This is a genomic window from Mycolicibacterium sp. XJ662 (genome assembly GCF_053484035.1).
Map to the genome: position 1 here is coordinate 193,692 of NZ_JBEFTL010000005.1, position 24,328 is coordinate 218,019.

Below are 24,328 nucleotides of genomic sequence, written 5' to 3' on the forward strand. Positions count from 1 at the left end.
GCATGCCGGAAGGTCACACCCTGCACCGGCTGGCCCGGTTGCATCAGCGCCGTTACGCGCGGGCGCCGGTGCTGGTGTCCAGCCCCCAGGGCAGGTTCGCCGACGGGGCCGCCGCGGTCAGCGGGCGGGTGATGCGCAAAGCGACCGCGTGGGGCAAGCACCTGTTTCACCACTACGAAGGTGGTCGGGTGGTGCACGTACACCTGGGGCTGTACGGGACCTTCACCGAGATGCGGCTGCCGATGCCGCTGCCGGTCGGGCAGGTGCGGATGCGGATGATCGGCGAGGAATACGGCACCGATCTGCGTGGGCCGACGGTGTGCGAGGTGATCGAAGAGGCCGAGATCGACGACGTGATCGCGCGGCTGGGTCCCGATCCGCTACGCCGCGACGCCGACGGCTCGTTGGCCTGGGAGCGAATCCGTAAGTCGCGCAGGGCGATTGGCTCGCTGCTGATGGATCAGTCGGTGATCGCCGGGGTGGGCAACGTGTACCGCAACGAGTTGTTGTACCGCCACTGCATCGACCCGTACCGCCCGGGCACAAAGATCGACGAGGCCGAGTTCGACGCGATGTGGACCGATCTCGTCGCGCTGATGAAGGTCGGTTTGCGCCGCGGCAAGATCATCGTGATGCGCCCGGAGGACGACCACGGCGCGCCGGCCTACGGTCCGGACCGGCCCCGCACCTATGTCTACCGTCGCGCCGGCGAGCCGTGCCGCATCTGTGGGACGGAGATCCGCACCGCGGTGATGGAGGGCCGCAACCTGTTCTGGTGCCCGACCTGTCAGAAGTAGGCCCACTTTTTCTCGGCGAGCAGACGTAAAAGGCCCTAAATTACCGGCGAATTGGGGCCTTTGCGTCTGCTCGCGCCAAAAAATCGCTCGGGCTAAGAGATTGCTCGCGCCAAGAAACTAGAAGCCGCCGAAGTCTCCGAAGTCGCCGCCGAAGTCCCAGCCGCCACCGTCGCCGCCGCCGGCGTCACCGCCCATCCCCTGATCGAAACCCTGGTCGTAGCCCTGGGCGAAACCCTGCTCGTACCCGCTGCCGTGCATCCCGGAGAACAGCGCGTTGAACAGCAGCATCGAGCCGACACCCCACGCTCCGGCCACCAGGGCCGGCTTCCACCACGGTTCGGAGTACCACCCGGCGGGCACTGGGCGGCCGGCGACCTGGCCGCCGGGGTAGTAGTTGGGGGTGCGCTCGGAGGGCGTCGGCGACGCCTCGATCGCGCGACCCTCGAAGTTGACGCGACGGGCCTCGGTGACCGCTCCCGCCGACCGTTGACCCGACAGCGTCTCCAACTCGGGTCCGGGGTCCATGCCCATCGCGATGCGCGCGGCGCGGATGTAGTACATGCCCTCGAGCGCGCTTTCCTTGGCCAACTCGGCCTGGCGCGCGGTTGTGGCCTGCTCGATCTGCGAACCGGCGGCGGTGTAGCGCTCCGACGCGTCGGCCAATGCCTGCTTGGACGCCTCGTCGGTGCCGGTCAGACTGATCACCTGACCGCCGAGGCGCTCGATGACGCGACGCGCGTCGGCCTTGGCGTCGTCCAGCGCCGCCGCGTTGCGCTTGTCCGAAGCCTTCATCGCCGCGTAGACGAGCACGCCGAACGCGACGATGACCAGCACGACCAGGACCAGCAGCACGGCGTTCATGGCGTTCAGCGTACCGACAGGAAACCCTCAGATCAGGGCCGCGACCAGCGCTGGGTTACGCCGAGAGCGGACCCGCTATATACGCCTGCGGTTCGCCGGAACCAGTTCGCCCGATCCGGGATTTCCACTCCGCGGGACCGAGGGGTATTGCGTGCGCCAGCGGTCTACCGTCGTCTACACGGCCGTGTGTATCGATTCTTACGATGCGGAGGGTTCATGGCACCCACAGTTGACCTGCCGGCGGGTCGGGACGTGACGACATCTGGCTCGTACACGGCCCTGACTCCGTTGACGTTTCTCGAGCGGTCACTGGACGTGTTCGCCGACAAAACCGCCATCGCCTACGGCAACCACCGGCTGACCTATAGCGAGTTCGGTGCGGCGGCAACGCATTTGGCGAATGCACTGCGCGCTTCAGGCATTGAACGCGGCGATCGGGTGGCGTATCTGTGCCCCAATATCCCGGAGATGTTGGTGGCCAACTTCGGGGTGCCGCTGGCAGGTGCGGTGATGGTGCCGATCAATGTCAGGCTCGCCGCCGAAGAAGTCCAGTACATCTGCGATCACTCCAGGGCCAAGCTGCTGGTGGCCGACACCGAGTACCTCGAGTCGCTGGCCCCGGTGCTGTCCAGTCTGCAAACCGTTCAAGAGGTGGTGGCGCTGCACGACCCGCTTGGGCCCGCCTCGATCGCGGCTACCGAGCACGCGCACATCTCCTACGACGAGCTGATGGCGCGCGGCTCGGCGGACTCGTTGCCATGGCAGGTCGACGACGAGCTCGGGATGATCGCGATCAACTACACCTCGGGCACGACCGGCCGACCCAAGGGCGCGATGTACACCCACCGCGGCGCGTACCTGAACGCGTTGGGCGAGATCATCCACCAGCGCTTCGACCCGGAAAGCGTGTACCTGTGGACGCTGCCGATGTTCCACTGCAGCGGTTGGTGTACGCCGTGGGCGGTGACCGGCATCGGTGCGACGCACGTGTGCCTGCGGGCCGTACGCGCCGACGTGATCTGGCGGCTGCTCGATGAGGAACGTGTGACACATCTCGACGGTGCACCCACGGTGCTGGTGACGATCGCCGAAGCGCCGCAGGCGCATCCGCTCGATCAGGGGCTGGTGGCAACGGTAGCGGGCGCCGCGCCGGCGCCGACGGTGATCGCACGGATGCGCGAGTTGGGCGCCCGGATCGTGCATGTGTACGGGATGACCGAGTCGTATGGCCCCTACGCCCTCAACGAGTGGCAGGCCGGCTGGTCGGCTATGTCGGCGGCCGAACAGGCGCGCCGACAGGCACGACAGGGCGTCGCGATGATCCAGTCCGATCCCGTGCGGGTCGTTGACGATCAGATGAACGATGTTCCGCGCGACGGCCAGACTATGGGCGAGATCGTGATGCGTGGCAACAATGTGATGGCCGGGTACTTCCGCGACGAGGAGGCCACCGACAAGGCATTCCAGGGCGGGTGGCTGCGCACGGGGGACCTCGGCGTCCAGCACTCCGATGGGTATGTCGAGTTGCGCGATCGCTCCAAGGACATCGTCATCTCCGGTGGCGAGAACATCTCCACGATCGAGATCGAGCACGCGATCGAGGCGCACCCCGCGGTGTCCGAAGTCGCCGTCATCGGCGTGCCGGATACGAAGTGGGGTGAGCGGCCCAAGGCGTTCGTCGTGCGCCAGCCCAACCTCGAGCTGTCCGAGGAGGAGCTGATCGCCTACCTGCAGGAGCACATCGCCCGCTTCAAGGTGCCCAAGGCGATCGAGTTCGTCGATTCCTTACCGCGCACGTCGACCGGAAAGTTGCAGAAGTTTTCGCTGCGCGACAAGGAGTGGGCCGGCCACAGCAGCCGGATTCAGGGCTGACGGGCCCGCATGCCCCGCGTACCCATCTGAACGTGAAAGCAGGACCCACGCATGAACGCGCCGACCAGTCCAGCGACCGAGCAGGATTACCGCGATACCGACAACGAGTTGCCGAGCGGTGCTGATCTGGCGATTTCTCGGGGCACCGATTTCTACCTGCTCGATGAACTGCTCACCGACCGGGAACGAGAGATGCGGGACCGCGTTCGGCAGTGGTGCGACAGCGAGGTGGCGCCGGCCGCTGCCGGTTTCTGGGAACGAGCGGAGTTCCCGGTCGACCTGGCCGAGGGCTATGGCCGGCTCGGGATCGCCGGCGCCTCGATCGTCGGGAACGGCTGCCCAGGGGTGTCCTTTCTCGCCGAAGGCGTCATCGCGGCCGAACTGGCCCGCGGCGACGGCAGCATCGCCACGTTGAACGCCGTGCATTCCGGGCTCGCGATGACGACCATCGCGATGCTCGGCTCCGAAGATCAGCGGGCCCGGTATTTGCCGCGGATGGCGACCTGTGAAACTCTCGGCGCCTTTGCGCTGACCGAACCCAAGCACGGGTCCGACGTGGTGGCGTTGGAAACCCGGGCGCGGCGCCAGGGCGACGAGTGGGTGTTGGACGGGCACAAGAGGTGGATCGGCAACGGTACGGTCGCCGATGTGGTGGTCGTCTGGGCCAGGGACGACGACGGTCAGGTCGGTGCCTTCGTTGTGGAACACCCCGACGGCGCGGAGCACCCGGTGCCGGGGTATCACGCCAGAAAGATCGTCGGCAAAGCAGCCAACCGCGGAGTGTGGCAGGCCCAGATCCGCTTGGACGGCGTGCGGGTTCCCGCCGACGCCCGGCTGGCGAAGGCCCGCACCTGGAACGACACCAACTACGTGCTGGCGAAGTCCCGACAGACCGTCGCCTGGGAAGCACTGGGCCACGCGGTCGCCGCCTACGAGGCAGCGCTGACCTATGCGCTGCGACGCGAGCAGTTCGGTCGTCCACTGGCCCGGTTCCAGCTCATCCAGGACAAGCTGGCGCACATGCTCAGCGACATCACCGGCATGCAGTTGATGTGCACCCGAATGTCGCAGTTGCAGGCCCGCGGACAGGTGTCGATCGAGCACGCCGCGCTGGCGAAGCTGAACACAGGTGACGCCGCCCGCCGGGTCTGCGCGATGGCCCGGGACATTCTCGGCGGCAACGGCATCCTGCTTGATCACCACGTCGCGCGGCACCATGCCGACATCGAGGCCGTGTACACCTACGAGGGCACCGACTCGGTTCAGTCCCTCATCGTTGGACGCGCGATCACCGGGCTCAATGCCTTCCGATGAGACACGTACGTAACCAGCCTCATCGGTTCTGAAGCGCGGTCAGTCGGCGCGTTGCCCGTCGCTGCCGTCGGCGCCGGACTCCGAGCCGCCGCTTCCGCCGGTGCCTGGCGTGCCGGACGCGCCGGTGTCGCCGCCGTTGCCACCGTTGCCGTTGCGCGGGGCGGCGCCTCCGTTGCCGCCCTCGGTCGTGCCGAAGCCGCCGTCGCCACCGTCGCCGCGCACAGTGCCGCCGGTTCCGCCGGGGCCACCGCTGCCGTAGTCGCCGCCGATGGCGTCACCGCCGTCGCCGCCGTTACCGTGTGCGCCTGCGTTGCCGCCGTCACCGCCGTCAGCCATGCCGGTGTCGTCATCGGAGATGCCGTCACCGCCCTCGCCGCCGTTGCCGGACAACGATCCGCCGTGCCCGCCGTCGCCGCCGACGCCGGCATAGGGGCCGCTGCCCGTCCCGCCATAGCCGCCGTTGCCGATGTTCCCGGCGTTGCCGCCGTCACCGCCGACACCCACACCCGATTCGCTGGTGGCCGTGCCGGCACCTCCGTCGCCGCCGTTGCCGAACCCGCGGGCGTTGCCACCGAAACCACCAAGTCCGGTGTCGGTTCCGGTTCCTGATCCGCCGGCACCTCCGTCGCCGACGATCGCTCCGCCGGTGCCACCGTTGCCGCCGAATCCCGTCCCGACGGTGCTCGATCCCCCGGCCCCGCCGGCCCCGCCGCGGCCGAACATTCCTGCGTCTCCGCCGTCGCCGCCGATCCCGTTGTCGCCGGTCGCATCGCCGCCGGCGCCGCCGTGGCCCCAGATCACCCCACCGCGCCCGCCGGCGCCGCCGGTTCCGTTGTCCACCGGCGACTTCCCGCCGGCGCCGCCATGGCCGAAGTACCTGGCGTCACCGCCTCTGCCGGCCATCGGGAACGCCGCACTCGCCGTACCGCCGACGCCACCATTTCCAAACAACCACCCGCCGGGGCCACCGGCTCCCGCAGCCGCGGTGGCGGTGGCATTCCCGCCATTGCCACCGTTACCGATCATCCCGGCTGCCCCGCCTTTGCCGCCGTTGGCGCCGTTGCCGCCATTGCCATACAGCAGGCCACCGTCCCCGCCATCGCACATGGGGCAGTTCGGAGGAGCGTCGATACCATCGCCGATCAGCGGCCGACCGCCGATCAACAACGCGCTCGGCAGGGCCGCAGCCCCCAACGCTCCGCCCGTCGGTGGGCACCCGGTGCCACGACAGAAGTTTGTGCCGTCCTGGGTGATCGTGACCTCATCGCCCCGTTCGACGTCGACGGACTTGATGGTGCTGCGGCTGCTGTTGTTGATGATCCGGTTCTGGAAACCGGCGCTGACCACAATGGTGTTGTTGCTGCCGCTCTGGCTGTCCACGTGGTGGTTGTAGCCGTCGACGGTGACGGTGTTGTGGCCGCCGCCGAAGACGCGCACGTAGTGGCCATCACCCATGACGTCGAGGCGGTTGCCGCTGCCGTCTTGCGCCCGGCCCTTACTCGCAAATCCGCTGATGTCGACGACGTTGTTCGTGGAACCTGTTGGGTCTTCCCTGTTTCCGGCTAAAGCCAAGCTGCTGTCGCCGATCGCCACGGCCCTGTTGTTGCTGCCGTACGAGACGGCCTCGGCGCCGTCGCCCCTGGCGATCGCGTCCGACCCCCCAGCCGCGGTCGCGACTGATTCTGCCGTCGCATTGCCGCGCTGCATCTCGACCTCACCGTTACGCGAGATGGATACGTGGCCTGGCGTGAGTTGCGCCCACGCCACCGCCCCCGGGGCTGCGACCCCAACGCCGAGCACTACTGCCAGCACCCCGACTCGACCGATCGGTGCCGCTTTCCCCATGGTTCTTCCCCTCGATATCCGATGCCTGCTCGGACGCGATGGGCGAACTTCCGGTCTCATCGACGTCCGGTTATAGCAAACTACAGTAGTTTGCTTCGATTGGCGTGTTTTGGATCAGTTTTGGGGGGCGGAGCGTTGAACAGTATATGATCGTAATTCAACGAGCTGGAGGAACTCGATATAGCTTTGCTCAGCAATATCCATCAGATGTATGTCTTCACGTGCAAGCTAATCGATTTATTTTGGCGCTGGGGATTACGGTCTCGTCAATACTTTTTTCGACGTCGACGCGATGCGCCGCAAAAGACGGCATCTGATGCGGAGGCCGGCGCTCGTGACAGCGCCCGTTGACGCGGCCGACCGGAGGTGTTGGAGCGGGCGACGGGAATCGAACCCGCGTCGCTAGTTTGGAAGACTAGGGCTCTACCATTGAGCTACGCCCGCGTGTGCAGCACCAGCAGACTGTACCGGCGGCACCGGAACCAAATCCAATTAAAGGCATCGCGTGTCCAGCCCGTAGTATCTCGCGTGGTCGTTGTGTGTTTCCAGGACGGCCGACGGACGCGGGGTGTAGCGCAGCTTGGTAGCGCATCCGCTTTGGGAGCGGAAGGTCGCAGGTTCAAATCCTGTCACCCCGACTGCAACACGAACCAGACCAGTATTTGAAGGAGCATGAACGTGAAGAGCACCGTCGAGAAGTTGAGCCCGACCCGGGTTCGCATCAACGTGGAGGTGCCCTTCACTGAACTCGAGCCCGAGTTCGACCGCGCGTTCAAGCAGCTCGCCAAGCAGGTGCGGCTGCCCGGCTTCCGCCCCGGCAAGGCGCCCCGCAAGCTGCTCGAAGCCCGCGTCGGCCGCGAAGCGATGCTGGACCAGGTGGTCAACGACGCGGTGCCCGGCCGCTACACCGAAGCCGTCACGACGACGCAGGTGAACCCGATCGGGCAGCCCGAGATCGAGATCACCAAGAAGGAATACGGCGAGGACCTGATCTTCACCGCCGAGGTCGACGTCCGCCCCGAGATCGAGCTGCCCGACCTGACCGCGCTGAAGATCAGCGTCGACCCCATCGAGGTCACCGACGAAGAGGTCGACGCGGAACTGCAGTCGCTGCGCGCCCGCTTCGGCACGCTGTCCGGGGTGGACCGCGCCGCGCAGAACGGCGACTTCGTCTCCATCGACCTGTCGGGTTCGATCGACGGCAAGGACCTGCCCGAGGCCGCGACCGAAGGTCTGTCACACGAGGTCGGATCCGGACAGCTGATCGAGGGCCTCGACGAGGCGATCGTCGGGCTCAAGGAAGGCGAGAGCCGGGTCTTCACCACCAAGCTGGCCGCGGGCGAGCATGCTGGCAAGGAGGCCCAGGTCACCGTCACCGTCAAGTCGGTGAAGGAACGCGAGCTGCCCGAGCCCGACGACGACTTCGCCCAACTGGCAAGCGAATTCGACACGATCGACGAGCTGCGTGACAGCCTGCGGGAGCAGGTGCAGCGCACCAAGCGGGTGCAGCAGGCCGAGCAGATCCGCGACAAGACGCTGGAGACCCTGCTCGAGCAGGTCGAGGTGCCGCTGCCGGAAAACGTCGTTCAGGCTCAGGTCGACGACACCCTGCACAGCGCGATCCACAACCTCGACCACGACGAGGACCGCTTCGCCGAGGCGCTGGCGGCCCAAGGCAGCAGCCGCGAGGAGTTCGACGCCGACAACCGCACCAACGCGGAGAAGGCGATCAAGACCCAGCTGCTGGTAGACGCGATCGCCGACAAGCTCGATGTCCAGGTCGGCCAGAACGACATCACCGAGCGCCTGGTGCTGATGTCGCAGCAGTACGGCATGGAGCCACAGCAGCTGCTGCAGGCCCTGCAGCAGAACAACCAGCTGCCGGCGATGTTCGCCGATGTGCGACGCGGGCTGGCCGTGGCCGCCGTCGTGCAGGGCGCCACCGTCACCGACAGCGACGGCACCGAGATCGACACCACCGAGTTCTTCGGCCGCGCCGATGCGCAGGCGGAGACCGAAGCACCGGAAGCAGAAGCCGCCGACGACGCACCCGAAGCCGACGAGGAACCCGCCGACACCAAGTGACGCTGTGAGCGAACGCGGCCCCTCTGGGGACTGCGCGACGGCCCCGGTTGGTTAGTGTCGGTGAGAACGAGACTTTGACAGAAAGCAGGTACCAAGTCGTGACTGACATGCGGTCGAACGGCCACGGGCTCAACCTGGTCGACTCGGTGTATGAGCGGTTGCTGTCCGAGCGGATCATCTTTTTGGGTTCGCAGGTGGACGACGACATCGCCAACCGGCTGTGCGCGCAGATTCTGCTGCTGGCCGCCGAGGACCCCACCAAGGACATATCGCTCTACATCAACTCACCGGGCGGCTCGATCAGCGCCGGCATGGCGATCTACGACACCATGGTGCTCGCGCCGTGCGACATCGCCACCTACGGCATGGGCATGGCCGCGTCGATGGCGCAGTTCCTGCTCGCCGCCGGAACCAAGGGCAAGCGGTTCGCCCTGCCGCACGCGCGCATCCTGATGCACCAGCCGCTCGGCGGTGTCACCGGCAGCGCCTCGGACATCGCCATCCAGGCCGAGCAGTTCGCGGTCATCAAGAAGGAGATGTTCCGGCTCAACGCCGAGTTCACCGGGCAGACCGTCGAACGCATCGAGGCCGACTCCGACCGTGACCGCTGGTTCACCGCACAGGAAGCGCTGGAGTACGGGTTCGTCGACCACATCATCACCAGCGCGTCAGTCAACGGCCAAGGACCGGGAGCAGGACTAGACAAATGACCGATCACATCCATCCGTCGCTTGACGCCCGGCTTACGCCGCAGGCTCGCTACATCCTGCCGTCGTTCATCGAGCACTCGAGCTTCGGTGTCAAAGAGTCCAACCCGTACAACAAGCTCTTCGAGGAACGCATCATCTTCCTCGGCGTGCAGGTCGACGACGCGTCGGCCAACGACATCATGGCCCAGCTGCTGGTGCTGGAGTCGCTGGATCCCGACCGCGACATCACCATGTACATCAACTCACCCGGTGGCTCGTTCACCTCGTTGATGGCGATCTACGACACCATGCAGTACGTGCGCGCCGACATCCAGACCGTGTGCCTCGGGCAGGCCGCCTCGGCCGCGGCGGTGCTGTTGGCGGCAGGCACGAAGGGTAAGCGCATGGCGTTGCCCAACGCCCGCGTCCTGATCCACCAACCGGCGCTGTCCGGCGTCATCCAAGGCCAGTTCTCCGACCTGGAGATCCAGGCCGCCGAGGTGGAGCGGATGCGGACGTTGATGGAGACGACGCTGGCCCGCCACACCGACAAGACGCCCGAGCAGATCCGCAAGGACACCGACCGCGACAAGATCCTCACGGCCGAAGACGCCAAGGAGTACGGGATCATCGACACGGTGCTGGAGTACCGCAAGCTCTCGGCGCAGACCGCCTGAGTTCCAATCGCGTCGTTTACCTACGTCGCAACCCGCCGTGTGGCACTCTTTTCCGGCAGCCATCCGGGGGATCAGACGGCAGGAGAGCGTGATGCAGGTGGGGACACGACTCGGCGGCGTCATCGCCGCGTGTGCCGTGGGGTTGGCGCTTCAAGTGGCGTCGCCGGCGGTGAGCCATGCCCAAGAAGAACCCTGTCCGGCGGGGACGTACTGGGACGTCTACACCAACCAGTGCATCCCGTATTCGGCCGTCGACGTATATCTGAACCCGACGCCGATTCTGGGCCCGAACCCGGTGCTGGGTCCCGCAGGTCCGGTCGGCGTCGGGGGAGTGGTCGGCCCGGTCGGCCCCGGGCCGGTGGGACCAGGCCCAGTGGGTCCGGGCCCGGTGGGTCCGGGAGGCCCGGGCAGGCGCTGAGCTCGCGCGCTGGATATCTGCTCGCCGACGGGTACTTTGGTGTCGGACGGCTCCCGAAGCGATAACGGCGGCGACACGCCAGGGACACAGTGCGCGTTCCGGTCGGCGATCGGCGGCCTCAGACGATATGTTGGCGCGACACAGCTAAATACCAACCACGCGATTCGGCTTTATCGGTCGCACCGTGCGGGAACAAACGGGTAGCGTCGAGTCAACTCCCCAGAAAAGCTCGACGACAACCACACAAGAACATTCAGTACCGACTGCGAGGAAAGTAGGACCCCACCACCATGGCGCGCATCGGAGACGGCGGTGACCTGCTGAAGTGCTCGTTCTGCGGCAAAAGCCAAAAGCAGGTCAAGAAACTCATTGCGGGACCAGGGGTCTACATTTGCGATGAGTGCATTGACCTCTGCAACGAGATCATCGAAGAGGAACTCGCCGACGCCGACGACGTAAAACTCGACGAGCTTCCCAAGCCGGCTGAAATTCGCGACTTCCTCGAGGGCTACGTCATCGGCCAGGACACCGCAAAGCGCACCCTGGCCGTGGCGGTCTACAACCACTACAAGCGCATCCAGGCTTCCGAGAAGACCCGTGACTCCCGCTCCGAGCCGGTCGAGTTGGCCAAGTCCAACATCCTGATGTTGGGTCCCACCGGCTGCGGCAAGACGTATCTGGCGCAGACGCTGGCCAAGATGCTCAATGTCCCGTTCGCCATCGCCGACGCCACGGCGCTGACCGAAGCCGGCTATGTCGGCGAGGACGTCGAGAACATTCTGCTCAAGCTGATCCAGGCCGCCGACTACGACGTCAAGCGCGCCGAGACCGGGATCATCTACATCGACGAGGTCGACAAGATCGCCCGCAAGAGCGAGAACCCGTCGATCACCCGCGACGTCTCCGGTGAGGGTGTGCAGCAGGCGCTGCTGAAGATCCTCGAGGGCACGCAGGCGTCGGTGCCGCCGCAGGGCGGACGCAAGCATCCGCATCAGGAGTTCATCCAGATCGACACCACCAACGTGTTGTTCATCGTGGCGGGTGCGTTCGCCGGGTTGGAGAAGATCGTCTCCGACCGCGTCGGCAAGCGCGGGCTGGGCTTCGGCGCCGAGGTGCACTCGAAGGCCGAGATCGACACCCAGGACCACTTCGCCGAAGTGATGCCCGAGGACCTGATCAAGTTCGGCCTGATCCCCGAGTTCATCGGGCGGCTGCCCGTCGTGGCCTCGGTCACCAACCTGGACAAGGACTCGCTGGTGCAGATCCTGTCCCAGCCCAAGAACGCGTTGGTCAAGCAGTACACCCGGCTGTTCGAGATGGACGGGGTGGAGCTGGAGTTCACCGACGACGCGTTGGAGGCCATCGCCGATCAGGCCATCCTGCGCGGCACCGGTGCCCGCGGGCTGCGCGCGATCATGGAGGAAGTGCTGCTGCCGGTGATGTACGACATCCCCAGCCGCGACGACGTCGCCAAGGTCGTCGTCACCAAGGAGACGGTCCAGGACAACGTGCTGCCGACGATCGTGCCGCGCAAGCCGTCCCGTAACGAGCGCCGCGACAAGAGCGCTTAACGCAGCCGGGCTGGTCCAGCGGCCAGTTATCGCACGCGCACGCGCTAAAGGACCCGGTCTGGCCGGGTGTAGACGTTCATCGAGTCGCCGCGAAGAAAAGCCACCAGCGTCAGCCCGGACTGGCTGGCCAGATCGACGGCCAGCGACGACGGCGCCGACACCGCGGCCAGCACCGGGACACCGGCCATCACCGCCTTCTGGGTCAGTTCGAACGATGCGCGTCCGCTGACCAGCAGCACCGTGCCGCCGAGCGGGATCCGGTCCTGCTCCAGCGCCCATCCGAGCACCTTGTCGACGGCGTTGTGGCGGCCGATGTCTTCGCGGACCGCGAGCGTGGCGCCGTCGGTGTCGAACAGCGCGGCGCCGTGCAGGCCGCCGGTGCTGGCGAACACCTTCTGCGCGTCGTGCAGCAGGGCGGGCAGGGTCGTCAGGGTCCGCGCGGTGACGGTCGACGGGTCATCGCCGGGGCCGTGTCGGCTGCTCAACTGCACCGCTTCCAGGGAGGCCTTACCGCACACACCGCATGAGGACGTGGTGTAGAAGTTGCGGGTCACATCCACGTCGGGCATCGCGACGTCGGGCGCCAGCGTGACGTCGAGCACGTTGTAGGTGTTGGCCGCAACGCCGGACTCATCAGGGCTGGTGCCCTTGCAGTAGCGCACGGTCAGCACGTCCTCGCGATGCGCGATCACCCCTTCGGTGAGCAGAAAGCCCTGCGCCAGTTCGATATCGGAGCCGGGTGTGCGCATGGTGACGGTGATCGGGGTGCCGTTGACCCGGATCTCCAGCGGCTCTTCGACCACCAGCGTGTCCGGTCGGGCGACGGTGTCCGCCGCGGTCACGTGCTGAACGCGGCGCCGCGCGGTGACCCGGCCCATTACGCCCTCTCCTGCCCGATCGCGGCGCCGGCGTCGGCGCGTCTACTGCTCGACGGCATGTGTCCAGCCTAGGGCGCAGCCCACACGTGTTGGACTCGCCGCTGTCGCCGCGAACCGGCACAATGGATTCGTGCATCTTGAAACCGCATCGAAGGCTCGTACGCGCGCGTGGCGTGATCCGCTTTCGGCCGGGTTCCGCGCGCACCAGAACCTGCTGCTCTTGCGTCTGCGCTGGCATGAGCGGCGCGCCGCGGCCGTGGCCGAGCGGCTCGCGTAGCGAAGCGCCGCTGCGGCCGTCGCCCTGAAGGCGGCGTGCTAGCCAGCTGCTACTGCCCGGTAACCATTTCCTTAGAAATCGCGACGCCCGGCGGGGTGACGAAAAGCACAGTTTTGTCTCACGAGGGCACCCCGCACACACGTGAGCAGCGCGTTTGGGCTACCCTGGTCCGAGTGTCCCCCGCGAGTCCGGTGTAGGCCTACCTAAGGAAAGTGCAATAATCGGTACTGGCAGTGACATAAAAAATTTTGGGTGAACGTCTGACGGCGCGGGTCATGCTGACGGCGACGCAAACGACGTTCGTCGGTCCACAAACTAGAGAGGCAGGCGAGTGGGGGCCAACGGCAACAGCGCCAGTCCAGGAACTCGGCAGAAGCTAGAGAAAGTCGTCATCCGGTTCGCCGGTGACTCCGGCGACGGTATGCAGCTCACCGGTGACCGATTCACCACCGAGGCCGCGCTGTTCGGCAACGACCTTGCCACGCAACCGAATTACCCTGCCGAGATCCGAGCCCCCCAGGGCACGCTGCCCGGTGTTTCGTCGTTCCAGATCCAGATCGCCGACTACGACATCCTCACCGCCGGCGACCGACCGGACGTGCTGGTCGCGATGAACCCCGCCGCGCTAAAAGCAAACGTTTCCGACCTTCCCCGCGGCGGCCTGATCATCGCCAACTCTGATGAGTTCACCAAGCGCAACCTCGCCAAGGTCGGCTACGAGTCCAACCCGCTCGAGAGCGACGAACTGTCTGACTACGTCGTGCAGCCCGTTGCGATGACCACGCTGACCCTCGGCGCGGTGGAATCCATCGGCGCGTCGAAGAAGGACGGCCAACGCGCCAAGAACATGTTTGCGCTCGGCTTGCTGTCGTGGATGTATGGCCGCGAGCTGTCGCACAGCGAGGCCTTCATCCGCGAGAAGTTCGCCCGCAAGCCCGACATCGCCGAAGCCAACGTGCTGGCGCTGAAGGCGGGCTGGAACTACGGCGAGACCACCGAGGCGTTCGCCAGCACCTACGAGGTGGCGCCCGCCAAGCTGAAATCCGGTGAATACCGCCAGATTTCCGGGAACACCGCGCTGGCGTACGGCATCGTCACCGCTGGCCAGCTGGCCGAGGTGCAGGTCGTACTCGGCACATACCCGATCACTCCGGCGTCCGACATCCTCCACGAGCTGTCCAAGCACAAGAACTTCAACGTGCTGACCTTCCAGGCCGAGGATGAGATCGCCGGGATCGGTGCGGCGATCGGCGCCTCCTACGGCGGCGCGCTCGGCGTCACTAGTACGTCGGGGCCGGGGATCTCGCTGAAGTCCGAAGCCATCGGCCTGGCGGTGATGACCGAACTGCCGCTGATCGTGATCGACGTGCAGCGCGGTGGCCCGTCCACCGGCCTGCCGACCAAGACCGAGCAGGCCGACCTGCTGCAGGCGATGTTCGGGCGCAACGGTGAGTCGCCGGTTGCGATCGTCGCGCCGCGCTCGCCGTCCGACTGCTTCGAAGTGGCCATGGAGGCCGTGCGCATCGCGGTCACCTATCACACGCCGGTGATGATCCTGTCCGACGGCGCGATCGCCAACGGCTCTGAGCCGTGGCGCATTCCAGACCTCAGCACGTACCCGGCGATCGAGCACACCTTCGCCAAATCCGGTGAGCCGTTCCAGCCGTACGCACGCGATCCGGAGACCCTGGCACGTCAGTTCGCCATTCCCGGTACCCCAGGTCTGGAACACCGCATCGGCGGGCTGGAGGCGGCCAACGGTTCGGGCAACATCTCCTACGAGCCGAAGAACCACGATCTGATGGTGCGGCTGCGGCAGGCCAAGGTGGACGGCATCAAGGTGCCCGACATCGAGGTCGATGACCCGACCGGTGATGCCGAACTGCTGATGCTGGGCTGGGGCAGCAGCTACGGCCCCATCGGCGAGGCGTGCCGGCGCGCACGGCGCCGCGGGATCAAGGTCGCGCAGGCGCACCTGCGCAACCTCAACCCGCTACCGGCCAACCTGGGTGAGGTGCTGCGGCGCTACCCCAAGGTCGTGCTGCCGGAGATGAACCTTGGCCAACTGGCGCTGCTGCTGCGCGGCAAGTTCTTGGTCGACATCCAGTCGGTGACCAAGGTGGAAGGTATGGCGTTCCTGGCCGACGAGGTGGAAGGCATCATCGACGCCGCGCTCGAGGGAACGCTGGGCGACAAGGAAACTGACAAGACCAAGTTCGCGCGGCTGGCGGCGGCCACCATCGAGGCCGAAGCAGCCGACGCGACTGGTGTGGGAGCGAACGCATGACAGATCTGGTTGGAGCTGACCTCGGCCTGACATCGGGCACCAGTGGGGTGCCCACGACCGACCAGCCGCAGAAGGGCAAGGATTTCACCAGCGACCAGGAGGTGCGCTGGTGCCCGGGCTGCGGTGACTACGTCATCCTCAACACCATCCGCAACTTCCTGCCGGAGCTGGGTCTGCGCCGCGAGAACATCGCGTTCATCAGCGGTATCGGCTGCTCGAGCCGCTTCCCCTACTACCTGGACACCTACGGGTTTCACTCGATCCACGGCCGGGCGCCCACGATCGCGACGGGACTGGCCCTGGCCCGCGAGGACCTTTCGGTCTGGGTGGTCACCGGCGACGGTGACGCGCTGTCGATCGGCGGCAATCACCTGATCCACGCGCTGCGCCGCAACGTCAACCTCACGATCCTGCTGTTCAACAACCGGATCTACGGGTTGACCAAGGGTCAGTATTCGCCGACCTCGGAGGTCGGCAAGATCACGAAGTCCACCCCGATGGGTTCGCTGGACTACCCGTTCAACCCCGTCTCGCTGGCGCTTGGCGCGGACGCGACCTTCGTCGGTCGCGCGCTGGACTCCGACCGCAAGGGCCTCACCGAGGTGCTGCGTGCTGCGGCCGCGCACCGCGGCGCGGCGCTGGTCGAGATCCTGCAGGATTGCCCGATCTTCAACGACGGCTCGTTCGACGCGCTGCGCAAGGAGGGCGCTGAAGAGCGCCTGATCAACCTCACCCACGGTGAGCCGGTGGTCTTCGGCGCCGACGGCGAGTACTGCGTGGTGAAATCCGGCTACGGCCTCGAGGTCGCCAAGACCGCCGATGTGTCGGCCGAGGAGATCGTCGTGCACGACGCGCACAACGAGGACTCGGCGTATGCGTTCGCGCTGTCGCGGCTTTCCGAGCAGAACCTCGAACACATGGTGATGGGCGTCTTCCGACAGGTCCACAGGCCGACCTACGACGACGCCGCCCGCCAGCAGGTCGTCGCGGCCAGGGAAGGCCAACCGCACGACACGACCGCGTTGCAGTCGCTGCTTCGGGGTAAAGACACGTGGATGGTCGACTAACGTCTCAGCCATGACGACCACCGTGGGCCTTGCCGCGATCATTTTGGCGGGCGGGGCTTCTCGCCGAATGGGCCGGGACAAGGCCACGCTTCCCTACGAGGGCAGCACCCTCGTCGAGCACATGGTGGCCATTCTCAAGCGCCGCTGTGCGCCGGTTTTCGTGGTGGCCGCACCGGGACAGGCGCTTCCTTCGCTCGACGCCGAGGTGCTGCGCGACGAGGTGCGCGGCGTCGGCCCGCTTCTGGCGACCGGACGCGGACTGCACGCCGCCGCGGAGGCCGGTCATGAGCTGGCGTTCGTCTCGGCGGTGGACATGCCGCTGCTGAGGGTCGAGCTCATTGATCAGCTCGTGGGTCCCGCCGTGGCCCTCAACGCCGACGTGGTGCTGCCCTGGGACGGACGCGACCATTACCTGGCCGGTGTCTACCGGACGTCGCTGGCCGATCGGGTGGACGCCCTGGTGGCCGCAGGAGAGCGCAGAATGCGCGCGTTGGTGGAGACCGTGGACACGCAGCGCATCGTGATGCCTGAGCAGCGCGGGCTGACCAACGTCAACACCGCCGAGGATTTGGCCGCGGTACGTTCTCTGCAAATTGCCTAGCAAATTCGCTTTTGAATAAGCCGCTATTTGTAGCGAATGGTTTCTAATTCTGTAGCACGAATTATGGTCGTTATAAACGCCGGCAATAGCACCCCTTCGCCTATTCCGTTACGAACAGCCGATGCCGATAATGCGCGGATCCGCTTCCGCCGCATGCGGTTTCGAATTGTCCAGCCGATAATGTGAACCCATTCGAGCCATGAAATGTGCTCTGCGACAACGGTGCGACGATCCCGGAAGCGATGATTCGGTCAGGTGCACGGATGTTGATGTGGGCATGGGCGTGCACGCCGTGCAGCCTACGACCTCTCGATCGCGAGAATAGCTGGATACCAACGATTCTGAGGGTTTGAGCCGGCCGTCGCGCCCGGTTGCTCTTGAGCGCAAACTTTGCCGGAAGCCGTGAAATATACTCGGGTACAGGATAATCCGTCGCAGCGAAACGCTGACCGGCGAGGCGCCGCGCTAGCGAACTTCACGTGCTGTGGCGGCGATTCTTGCGCCGGAAGTGCGGTTTCGCCCACTTCGTGCCCCGAAAATGCGTTCCTACACGTGGGCCACCTCACAAAATCGTGGTGATTTGACTCACCGATATGCGTCGACCCGTCTTTTTTGCGCTGTAGTCGAAGTCGCCAATGACCTGCACGGACACTTGTAAAGCGCGGCCGTGATCTGTCCGTGATCATTCCGCGACACGTTCTTCACCGATATGACTTCCGCCGTTTGGGTTTGTACGGTCCAAAACGGCTTCTGCGCGGAGCAAACAACTGCAAACCCACGAACATGCGTGTGAGTGGGGCTGTCGGGGGAGATATACCTCCGGTGGCCGCTGGACTGTGATGTCCGGCGAGGTTTCGGCCTTCCGCTGTCGCACCCGACCGAGACGGTGCGGCCCAACCCCTGTCGCCTGACCAGGCACCTACACCTGCGTATCCGCGGGTGCTTGTTGGCGCGCGCTTGGCGAAAGGATCGAAGTGAAGAACATCCGCAAGACGTTTGGCCTGGCGACCTTCGCAGGCGCACTCGCCGTGGCTCCGATGGCCCTGGCGGGCACCGCCAATGCGGACAGCGTGAACTGGGACGCCGTCGCGGCCTGCGAGTCCGGCGGCAACTGGTCGATCAACACAGGTAACGGCTACTACGGCGGTCTGCAGTTCACGTTGGGCACCTGGCGGTCCAACGGCGGGTCGGGCATGCCCCACCAGGCCAGCAGGTCGGAGCAGATCCGCGTCGCGGAAAACGTGCTCCAGACGCAGGGTATCGGCGCATGGCCGTCCTGCGGCGGGCGCGGCTAGCACGCAGACCCTGCCAGAGCAGGGCTAAACAGCGTAGAGGGGCGGCGCCGCCGATGAGCGGCGTCGCCCCTTCTTTCTCAGAAGCCTCTTACACCAGTTAAGTAACGAATAAAACTTTTGACACTCGCGTAACAGGTGACGTTCCTCACCCGACAGACCGGATGACCGCAACGGAGAGCAGCAACGGAGAGCAGCTCTTCACGCGGACCTTGTTTCAACCGGTCGGGGAAGGACCGCAGCGATGAACATTCGTAAGACAGTCACCAAGGGCCTGTGGGCCACCGCTATCGCCGGCGCGCTTGCACTGGTGCCGATGGCCGTGTCGACGCCCACCGCACAAGCCGAGTCGGTCAACTGGGACGCCATCGCCGAATGCGAGTCCGGCGGCAACTGGAACATCAACACCGGCAACGGCCACTACGGCGGCCTGCAGTTCAAGCAGGCGACCTGGGCGGCCAACGGCGGCGTCGGCAACCCGGCACATGCAACGCGCGCCGAGCAGATCCGCGTCGCCGAGAACGTCCTGCGCACCCAGGGCCTGAAAGCCTGGCCGAAGTGCGGGCCCCGCGGCGCCACGCCCGCGGTGTGGACCAACGCCGGCACCCCCGCGGCACCGTCGGCCCCAGCCGCCACCGGGTGCTCGGCGATGCCCACCCGCGCCCTGCTCGGTTTCGTCAACCCGCGCCAGATGTGCACCGCACTGCTCAACCCGCTGGGCACGCTGGGCGCCACACGCTGAACTCGTTTCCCTGAGGATCGGCGAAGACACCGCCGGGACCGCGCGCCACGGCCACCGCCGGCTCGCCCCGAAGCGTCCACTGCCACCTATTGGGCACCACCCGTTCATCGAAGACCCGGACGAACTTCCAGATCAGCGACTCCCAGCCGGCCGAGCCGTACAGCCAGCGCGGGGTGCCGTCGGGCCCGTCGCGGACGTCGGCGCCCACCACGGCCGCCCACCACGCGGCGAGTTCCTCGGGACGGTCGCTGTCGGTGCACACCGCGAACACCCGGGCGACGGCCCCACCCGCCGGTGACGGGTCGGGAAACGCGCAGAACTCGTTGCCCTCGACATCGGCGAGCGTCACCCATCCGGAATGTTCGGCAAGCACCCGGGCGCCGGCGTCCACCAGCGCGGTGACGTCGCGGGTGTAGAGGTCCAGATGCACGCGGTTCTTCACGGTCTTGGCCCGCTGCTGCGGGCGAAACGCCAACAGGTTATGTTGGACGTCTCGGCCCAGCACGTCGGCCCAGAACTTCTGCGCGGCCTGCGGGTCGGCGGCTTCAACGGAGAAGCCGCCCAGGGCGGTGCTCACGCGTCGGGCAGCCGAAACGCCGCGCGCGACGCGACGGTGGCCAGATGCCGCGTCAGCGCCCATTCGGGCACCAGCACCGTGGCGCGGCTGGCCAGCGTGCTCAGCAGCGCCGGGCGCAGGTTGACGACGACGCCGAGCAGCTTGGACTCGCGCACCACCGACCGCACCCGGGGCCGGCGGAACGCCTCGAACCGCGCGAACGCCCCGGCGAGGTCGGCGTCGCCGTCGAGGAACTTCGCGAGGATCGCGGCGTCTTCAAGGCCCTGGCAGCCGCCCTGGCCCAGATGCGGCCGCATCGGATGCGCGGCGTCGCCGACCAGCAGCACCGGTCCGCGTGACCACTGCCGCGCCTCGTCGCGGTCATAGAGATCGTTGCGCAGCACTTCGCCGGGATCGGTGGCGGCCAGCACCTGCGGAATCGGTTCGGCCCACGACGCGAACCGCTCACGCAGATAGGCCAGCTCACCTTGCGGGGCGCGGCCGCCCTCGGGGGTGCGTTCGGTGGCGAACCAGTAGGCGTGGTCGGCGCCGAGCGGGACGTGGCCGAACTCGACGGCGGGTCCGAGCACCTCACCGGCGACGTCCGGGTCGATCGCGTGCGCGGCGACCCCGCGCCAGGCCGTGTAGCCGACGTAGCGGTTGTTCAGCGGGCCGTTGAGGTGACGCGCCACCATCGAATGGGTGCCGTCGGCGCCGATCACGGCGTCGGCGCTCAGCGTCGACGAATCCGACAACGTCACCCGCACCCCGTCGCCGTCGGCCGCCAGCGCGGTCGCCGCCACCCCGGTGCGCATCGTGGAGTCGGTGAGCGCGTCGGCCAGCACGGCGCTCAGCGCCGAGCGGTGGATCACCACCAGCGGTTCGCCGAGCGCCTTGACGATGCGTTGCTGGGAGGGATGCCGTAGCCAGGTGCCGTCGCGCCAGCGCAGCGCGCCCGCGGTCACCCTGCCGCCGGCCTCGCGCACCGCGTCGCCGAGGCCCAACTCGTCGAGCGCGGCCAGCGCGTTGGGCCAGATGCTGATGCCCGCGCCGGTCGAGGTGTCGGTGCGCTCCTCGACGACGGTGACGGCGTGGCCGCGCTGCTGCAGCGCGACGGAGGTCGCCAGCCCGGCGACGCCAGCCCCGACCACCACGATCCGCTTCGGCATCCGTCGAACGTATCGCGTGCCGCAGAAATCGGGCAGAGAACCGAACCGGGGTTGTGCTACCAACAAGGCGTGACCGCGACGCCGTTCGACAATCTCGACGACTACATCGCGCTGCCGCGCGTCTCCGGGCTGGCGGTATCCCCGGACGGCAGCAGGGTGGTGACCACCATCGCCGAACTCAACGACAAACGCACCGAATACGTCAGCGCGGTCTGGGAACTCGACCCGACGGGCAGCGCGCCGGCGCGACGGCTGACCCGCGGCGGCAAAGGGGAGTCGTCGCCGGTCTTCACCGCCGACGGCGACCTGCTGTTCATCGCCGTGCGCCCCACCGACGACGACGACAAACCACCGGCGGCGCTGTGGCGGCTGCCCGCCGCGGGTGGGGAGGCCTACGAGCAGTTGGCGCTGCCGGGCGGGGTGGAGGCCGCCCGCGCGGCACGTGAGGCGGGCGTGACGGTGATCCGCGCGCCGATGCTGCCGTCGGCGCGCACCGTCGACGACGACCGCCGGCTGCGCGACCTCCGCAAAGACCACACCATCACCGCGGTGTTGCACACCGGCTATCCGATCCGGCGCTGGGACAAAGACATTGGGCTCAGTCACCCGCACCTGTTCGGCCTCGCGACCGGCGAGGACGAACCGGCCGACCTCACCGGGTCGCCGGCAGGAGCGTTGCGCGACGCGCAGTTCGACGTCAGCGCCGACGGCCGGTTCGTGGTGACCACCTGGCAGCAGCCCGCACCGGGCGCCGCGCAGCACTCGGTGCTGATGCGCATCGACACCGACACCGGCGAACGCACCGTGATCGCCGACGAAGCCGACGCCGACCTGTGGAACCCGGCGATCGCGCCGGACGGCTCGGCGGTGGCATATCTACGGGAGTCCTATTCGACACCGGACAAGGCTCCCCGAATCACGTTGGGCTGCATGCGCTTCGGCGGGCAGCACGAAGATCTGGCGTTGCAGTGGGACCGTTGGCCGTCCTCGGTGACGTGGGCACCCGACGGGTCGGCGTTGATCGTCACCGCCGACCAGGACGGGCGCTGCCCGGTGTTTTCGGTCGGCGTGGCCGACGGCGCGGTGACCCAGCTGACGTTCGACGACTATGCCTACACCGACGTCACAGCCGCACCCGACGGGGTGTTCTACGCGCTGCGCAGTTCCTATGCCGCGCCGCCGCACCCGGTGCGCATCGACGCCGACGGCACGGTGACGGAGTTGCCGTGCGTGCAGGGCCCGCGCCTGCCGGGCGCGCTGACTGAGATCGAGGCGACGGCGACCGACGGCACCCGGGTGCGGTCCTGGTTGGTGCTGCCCGACGGTGACGTGCCGGCGCCGCTGCTGCTGTGGATTCACGGCGGCCCGCTGGCCAGCTGGAACTGCTGGTCGTGGCGCTGGAATCCGTGGCTGCTGGCCGCCCGTGGATACGCGGTGCTGCTGCCGGATCCCGGGCTGTCCACCGGATACGGTCAGGACTTCGTCTCCCGCGGATGGGGCGCCTGGGGCGGCGCGCCGTTCGACGACCTGATGGCGGCCACCGACGCCGCCTGCGCGCATTCCCGCATCGACGCCGCGCGGACCGCGGCGATGGGCGGCTCCTTCGGTGGCTACATGGCCAACTGGGTAGCCGGCCACACCGATCGGTTCGACGCCGTCGTCACGCACGCCAGCCTGTGGGCGCTCGACCAGTTCGGCGGCACCACCGACTCGTCCTACTTCTGGGTGCGCGAGATGACCCGCGAAATGGCCGCGACGTACTCCCCGCACCACTACGTCGACCAGATCCGCACCCCGATGCTGGTCATCCACGGCGACAAGGACTACCGGGTGCCGATCGGAGAAGCGTTGCGGCTGTGGTACGAGCTGCTCACCGACTCCGGCCTGCCCGCCGGCGAGGACGGCACCAGCCCGCACCGGTTCTTGTACTTCCCCTCCGAGAACCATTGGGTGCTCACCCCGCAACACGCCACGATCTGGTACCAGGTGGTCACCGCGTTTCTGGCCCGTCATGTGCTCGGTGAGGACGTCGAGCTGCCCGAGACCCTCGGGTAGCGTCGCTGCCATGAGCGCGCAACGGGAATTCGACATCGTCGTATACGGGGCAACCGGATTCGTCGGCAAGCTGACGGCCGACTACCTGGCCAGGGCCGCCGGGGACGCCCGTATCGCGCTGGCAGGCAGATCGCAGGACAAGCTGCTGGCCGTACGCGACGAGTTGCCGGCGTCGGCGCAGTCCTGGCCGCTGATCACCGCCGACGCATCGGAGCCGTCGTCGCTGAACGCCATGGCGGCGCGCACCCAGGTAGTGGTGACCACCGTGGGTCCCTACATCAAGTACGGCTTGCCGCTGGTGGCCGCGTGCGCGGCCGCCGGCACCGACTACGCCGACCTGACCGGTGAGCCGATGTTCATCCGCCAGAGCATCGACCTGTATCACAAGCAGGCCATCGACACCGGTGCGAGCATCGTGCACTCGTGTGGATTCGATTCCATCCCTTCAGATCTCACGGTGTTCGCGCTGTACCGCAGGGCGCAGGAGGATCAAGCGGGTCAGCTCACCGACACCAACCTCGTGGTGCGCAAGTTCGCCGGCGGGGTGTCCGGGGGCACGGTCGCCTCGATGCTGGAGGTGATGCACACCGCCTCCACCGACCCCGAGGCCAGGCGGTTGATGGAGGACCCCTACACCCTGGCCGACGATCGCAGCGCCGAGCCGGAACTCGGGGCGCAACCCGACATGCGATGGCGCCGGGGTGCGGAAATCGCGCCGGAGCTGAAGGGATACTGGACCGGACCGTTCGTCATGGCCACCGTCAACACCCGGATCGTGCGGCGCAGCAACGCATTACTCGACTACGGCTACGGCAGGCGATTCGAATACGGTGAGCAGATGAGCGTGGGCCGTTCGGTCCTCGCGCCGGTGGCCGCGGCCGTCTCGGCAGGCGGGAACACCGCCACCATGGCTCTGGGCAGTCGGTTCTTCCACCGGTTGCCACGCAAGCTGGTCGAGCGCGTGGTGCCCAAGCCGGGCACCGGCCCCAGCGAACGCACCCGCGAAAGCGGGCACTACACCGTCGAGACCTACACCACCACGACGACGGGCGCCCGGTACAAGGCCACGATGTCGCAGCAGGGTGACCCGGGTTACAAGGCCACCTCCGTGCTGCTCGGCGAGAGCGGCCTGGCGCTGGCGCTGGACCGGGATCGGTTGTCGGACCTACGCGGGGTGCTCACCCCGGCCGCGGCGATGGGCGATGCGTTGCTGGCGCGGTTCCCGGCCGCGGGTGTCTCGGTGCAGACCGTTCGGCTGGACTGAACTGTTGGGCG

21 protein-coding genes and 2 tRNA genes are annotated in these 24,328 nt (G+C 67.0%); 17 read left to right on the top strand and 6 right to left on the bottom strand.

Going from position 1 to position 24,328, the window contains the following annotated elements:
* The first annotated feature begins 2 nt into the window (after positions 1-2).
* Positions 3-797, top strand: a complete 795-nt coding sequence (locus ABQE93_RS16495) for an Fpg/Nei family DNA glycosylase (RefSeq protein WP_448408880.1) — start codon at positions 3-5, stop codon at positions 795-797.
* A 117-nt stretch (positions 798-914) separates the two neighbouring features.
* Here the strand turns inward: ABQE93_RS16495 and ABQE93_RS16500 are convergent, their stop codons facing one another.
* Positions 915-1,658, bottom strand: a complete 744-nt coding sequence (locus ABQE93_RS16500; protein ID WP_448408879.1) for a DUF1542 domain-containing protein — start codon at positions 1,656-1,658, stop codon at positions 915-917.
* 216 nt (positions 1,659-1,874) lie between these two features.
* On the opposite strand from ABQE93_RS16500, the gene ABQE93_RS16505 reads away from it, so the two are divergent.
* Both ABQE93_RS16505 and ABQE93_RS16510 read left to right on the top strand, forming a co-directional pair.
* Positions 1,875-3,530, top strand: coding sequence for a long-chain-fatty-acid--CoA ligase (locus ABQE93_RS16505; RefSeq protein ID WP_448408877.1), 1,656 nt, complete (start codon positions 1,875-1,877; stop codon positions 3,528-3,530).
* A gap of 51 nt (positions 3,531-3,581) precedes the next feature.
* The gene (locus ABQE93_RS16510; protein WP_448408876.1) at positions 3,582-4,844 is read left to right on the top strand and encodes an acyl-CoA dehydrogenase family protein; all 1,263 of its coding nucleotides are present in this window, start codon (positions 3,582-3,584) and stop codon (positions 4,842-4,844) included.
* A gap of 39 nt (positions 4,845-4,883) precedes the next feature.
* Here the strand turns inward: ABQE93_RS16510 and ABQE93_RS16515 are convergent, their stop codons facing one another.
* Positions 4,884-6,689, bottom strand: a complete 1,806-nt coding sequence (locus ABQE93_RS16515; protein ID WP_448408875.1) for a PGRS repeat-containing protein — start codon at positions 6,687-6,689, stop codon at positions 4,884-4,886.
* 370 nt (positions 6,690-7,059) lie between these two features.
* Positions 7,060-7,133, bottom strand: a tRNA-Gly gene (locus ABQE93_RS16520).
* A 120-nt stretch (positions 7,134-7,253) separates the two neighbouring features.
* Between ABQE93_RS16520 and ABQE93_RS16525 the strand changes: the two genes are divergently transcribed.
* From ABQE93_RS16525 to clpX, 6 genes are all read left to right on the top strand, one after another.
* A tRNA-Pro gene (locus ABQE93_RS16525) sits at positions 7,254-7,327 on the top strand.
* Between the two features lie 40 nt (positions 7,328-7,367).
* The gene (tig, locus tag ABQE93_RS16530) at positions 7,368-8,774 is read left to right on the top strand and encodes a trigger factor (protein WP_448408873.1); all 1,407 of its coding nucleotides are present in this window, start codon (positions 7,368-7,370) and stop codon (positions 8,772-8,774) included.
* 107 nt (positions 8,775-8,881) lie between these two features.
* Positions 8,882-9,484: an ATP-dependent Clp protease proteolytic subunit gene (locus ABQE93_RS16535; RefSeq protein WP_448409138.1), complete on the top strand. Its 603-nt coding sequence runs from the start codon at positions 8,882-8,884 to the stop codon at positions 9,482-9,484.
* The gene (locus ABQE93_RS16540; protein ID WP_448408872.1) at positions 9,481-10,140 is read left to right on the top strand and encodes an ATP-dependent Clp protease proteolytic subunit; all 660 of its coding nucleotides are present in this window, start codon (positions 9,481-9,483) and stop codon (positions 10,138-10,140) included. Before ABQE93_RS16535 ends, ABQE93_RS16540 begins: the two co-directional genes overlap by 4 nt.
* A gap of 91 nt (positions 10,141-10,231) precedes the next feature.
* Positions 10,232-10,558 carry a hypothetical protein gene (locus ABQE93_RS16545; protein ID WP_448408871.1) on the top strand — a complete coding sequence of 109 codons (327 nt, stop codon included), beginning with the start codon at positions 10,232-10,234 and terminating at the stop codon, positions 10,556-10,558.
* A 290-nt stretch (positions 10,559-10,848) separates the two neighbouring features.
* Positions 10,849-12,129, top strand: coding sequence for an ATP-dependent Clp protease ATP-binding subunit ClpX (gene clpX, locus ABQE93_RS16550; RefSeq protein WP_448394587.1), 1,281 nt, complete (start codon positions 10,849-10,851; stop codon positions 12,127-12,129).
* 44 nt (positions 12,130-12,173) lie between these two features.
* Here the strand turns inward: clpX and fdhD are convergent, their stop codons facing one another.
* Entirely contained in the window at positions 12,174-13,007 is an 834-nt protein-coding gene (gene fdhD, locus ABQE93_RS16555; RefSeq protein WP_448408869.1) for a formate dehydrogenase accessory sulfurtransferase FdhD, read from the bottom strand.
* A gap of 130 nt (positions 13,008-13,137) precedes the next feature.
* On the opposite strand from fdhD, the gene ABQE93_RS16560 reads away from it, so the two are divergent.
* The 6 genes from ABQE93_RS16560 to ABQE93_RS16585 all read left to right on the top strand — a co-directional run bounded on the left by ABQE93_RS16560 (position 13,138) and on the right by ABQE93_RS16585 (position 19,273).
* Positions 13,138-13,284, top strand: coding sequence for a hypothetical protein (locus ABQE93_RS16560; protein WP_448408868.1), 147 nt, complete (start codon positions 13,138-13,140; stop codon positions 13,282-13,284).
* A 331-nt stretch (positions 13,285-13,615) separates the two neighbouring features.
* Complete coding sequence (locus tag ABQE93_RS16565) at positions 13,616-15,571, top strand: 2-oxoacid:acceptor oxidoreductase subunit alpha (protein ID WP_448408866.1); 1,956 nt, start codon at positions 13,616-13,618, stop codon at positions 15,569-15,571.
* Positions 15,568-16,638 (top strand): 2-oxoacid:ferredoxin oxidoreductase subunit beta, encoded by a 1,071-nt coding sequence (locus ABQE93_RS16570; protein WP_448408864.1) that lies wholly within the window; start codon positions 15,568-15,570, stop codon positions 16,636-16,638. Before ABQE93_RS16565 ends, ABQE93_RS16570 begins: the two co-directional genes overlap by 4 nt.
* A gap of 10 nt (positions 16,639-16,648) precedes the next feature.
* A complete protein-coding gene (gene mobA / locus ABQE93_RS16575) occupies positions 16,649-17,239 on the top strand; it encodes a molybdenum cofactor guanylyltransferase (protein WP_448408862.1) in 591 nt (196 codons plus the stop codon).
* Positions 17,240-18,213: 974 nt separating this feature from the next.
* Positions 18,214-18,534: a transglycosylase family protein gene (locus tag ABQE93_RS16580; RefSeq protein WP_448408861.1), complete on the top strand. Its 321-nt coding sequence runs from the start codon at positions 18,214-18,216 to the stop codon at positions 18,532-18,534.
* Between the two features lie 241 nt (positions 18,535-18,775).
* The gene (locus ABQE93_RS16585; protein WP_448408860.1) at positions 18,776-19,273 is read left to right on the top strand and encodes a transglycosylase family protein; all 498 of its coding nucleotides are present in this window, start codon (positions 18,776-18,778) and stop codon (positions 19,271-19,273) included.
* Here ABQE93_RS16585 and ABQE93_RS16590 read toward each other — a convergent pair.
* Together ABQE93_RS16590 and ABQE93_RS16595 are read right to left on the bottom strand one after the other, a co-directional pair.
* Positions 19,239-19,850: a VOC family protein gene (locus ABQE93_RS16590; protein WP_448408859.1), complete on the bottom strand. Its 612-nt coding sequence runs from the start codon at positions 19,848-19,850 to the stop codon at positions 19,239-19,241. The two genes, ABQE93_RS16585 and ABQE93_RS16590, sit on opposite strands and share 35 nt — an antisense overlap.
* A complete protein-coding gene (locus ABQE93_RS16595) occupies positions 19,847-20,998 on the bottom strand; it encodes an FAD-dependent monooxygenase (RefSeq protein WP_448408857.1) in 1,152 nt (383 codons plus the stop codon). Before ABQE93_RS16595 ends, ABQE93_RS16590 begins: the two co-directional genes overlap by 4 nt.
* Before the next feature lie 69 nt (positions 20,999-21,067).
* On the opposite strand from ABQE93_RS16595, the gene ABQE93_RS16600 reads away from it, so the two are divergent.
* Both ABQE93_RS16600 and ABQE93_RS16605 read left to right on the top strand, forming a co-directional pair.
* Positions 21,068-23,053, top strand: coding sequence for a S9 family peptidase (locus ABQE93_RS16600; RefSeq protein WP_448408855.1), 1,986 nt, complete (start codon positions 21,068-21,070; stop codon positions 23,051-23,053).
* Positions 23,054-23,063: 10 nt separating this feature from the next.
* Positions 23,064-24,317 carry a saccharopine dehydrogenase family protein gene (locus ABQE93_RS16605; protein ID WP_448408853.1) on the top strand — a complete coding sequence of 418 codons (1,254 nt, stop codon included), beginning with the start codon at positions 23,064-23,066 and terminating at the stop codon, positions 24,315-24,317.
* Positions 24,318-24,328: the final 11 nt, after the last annotated feature.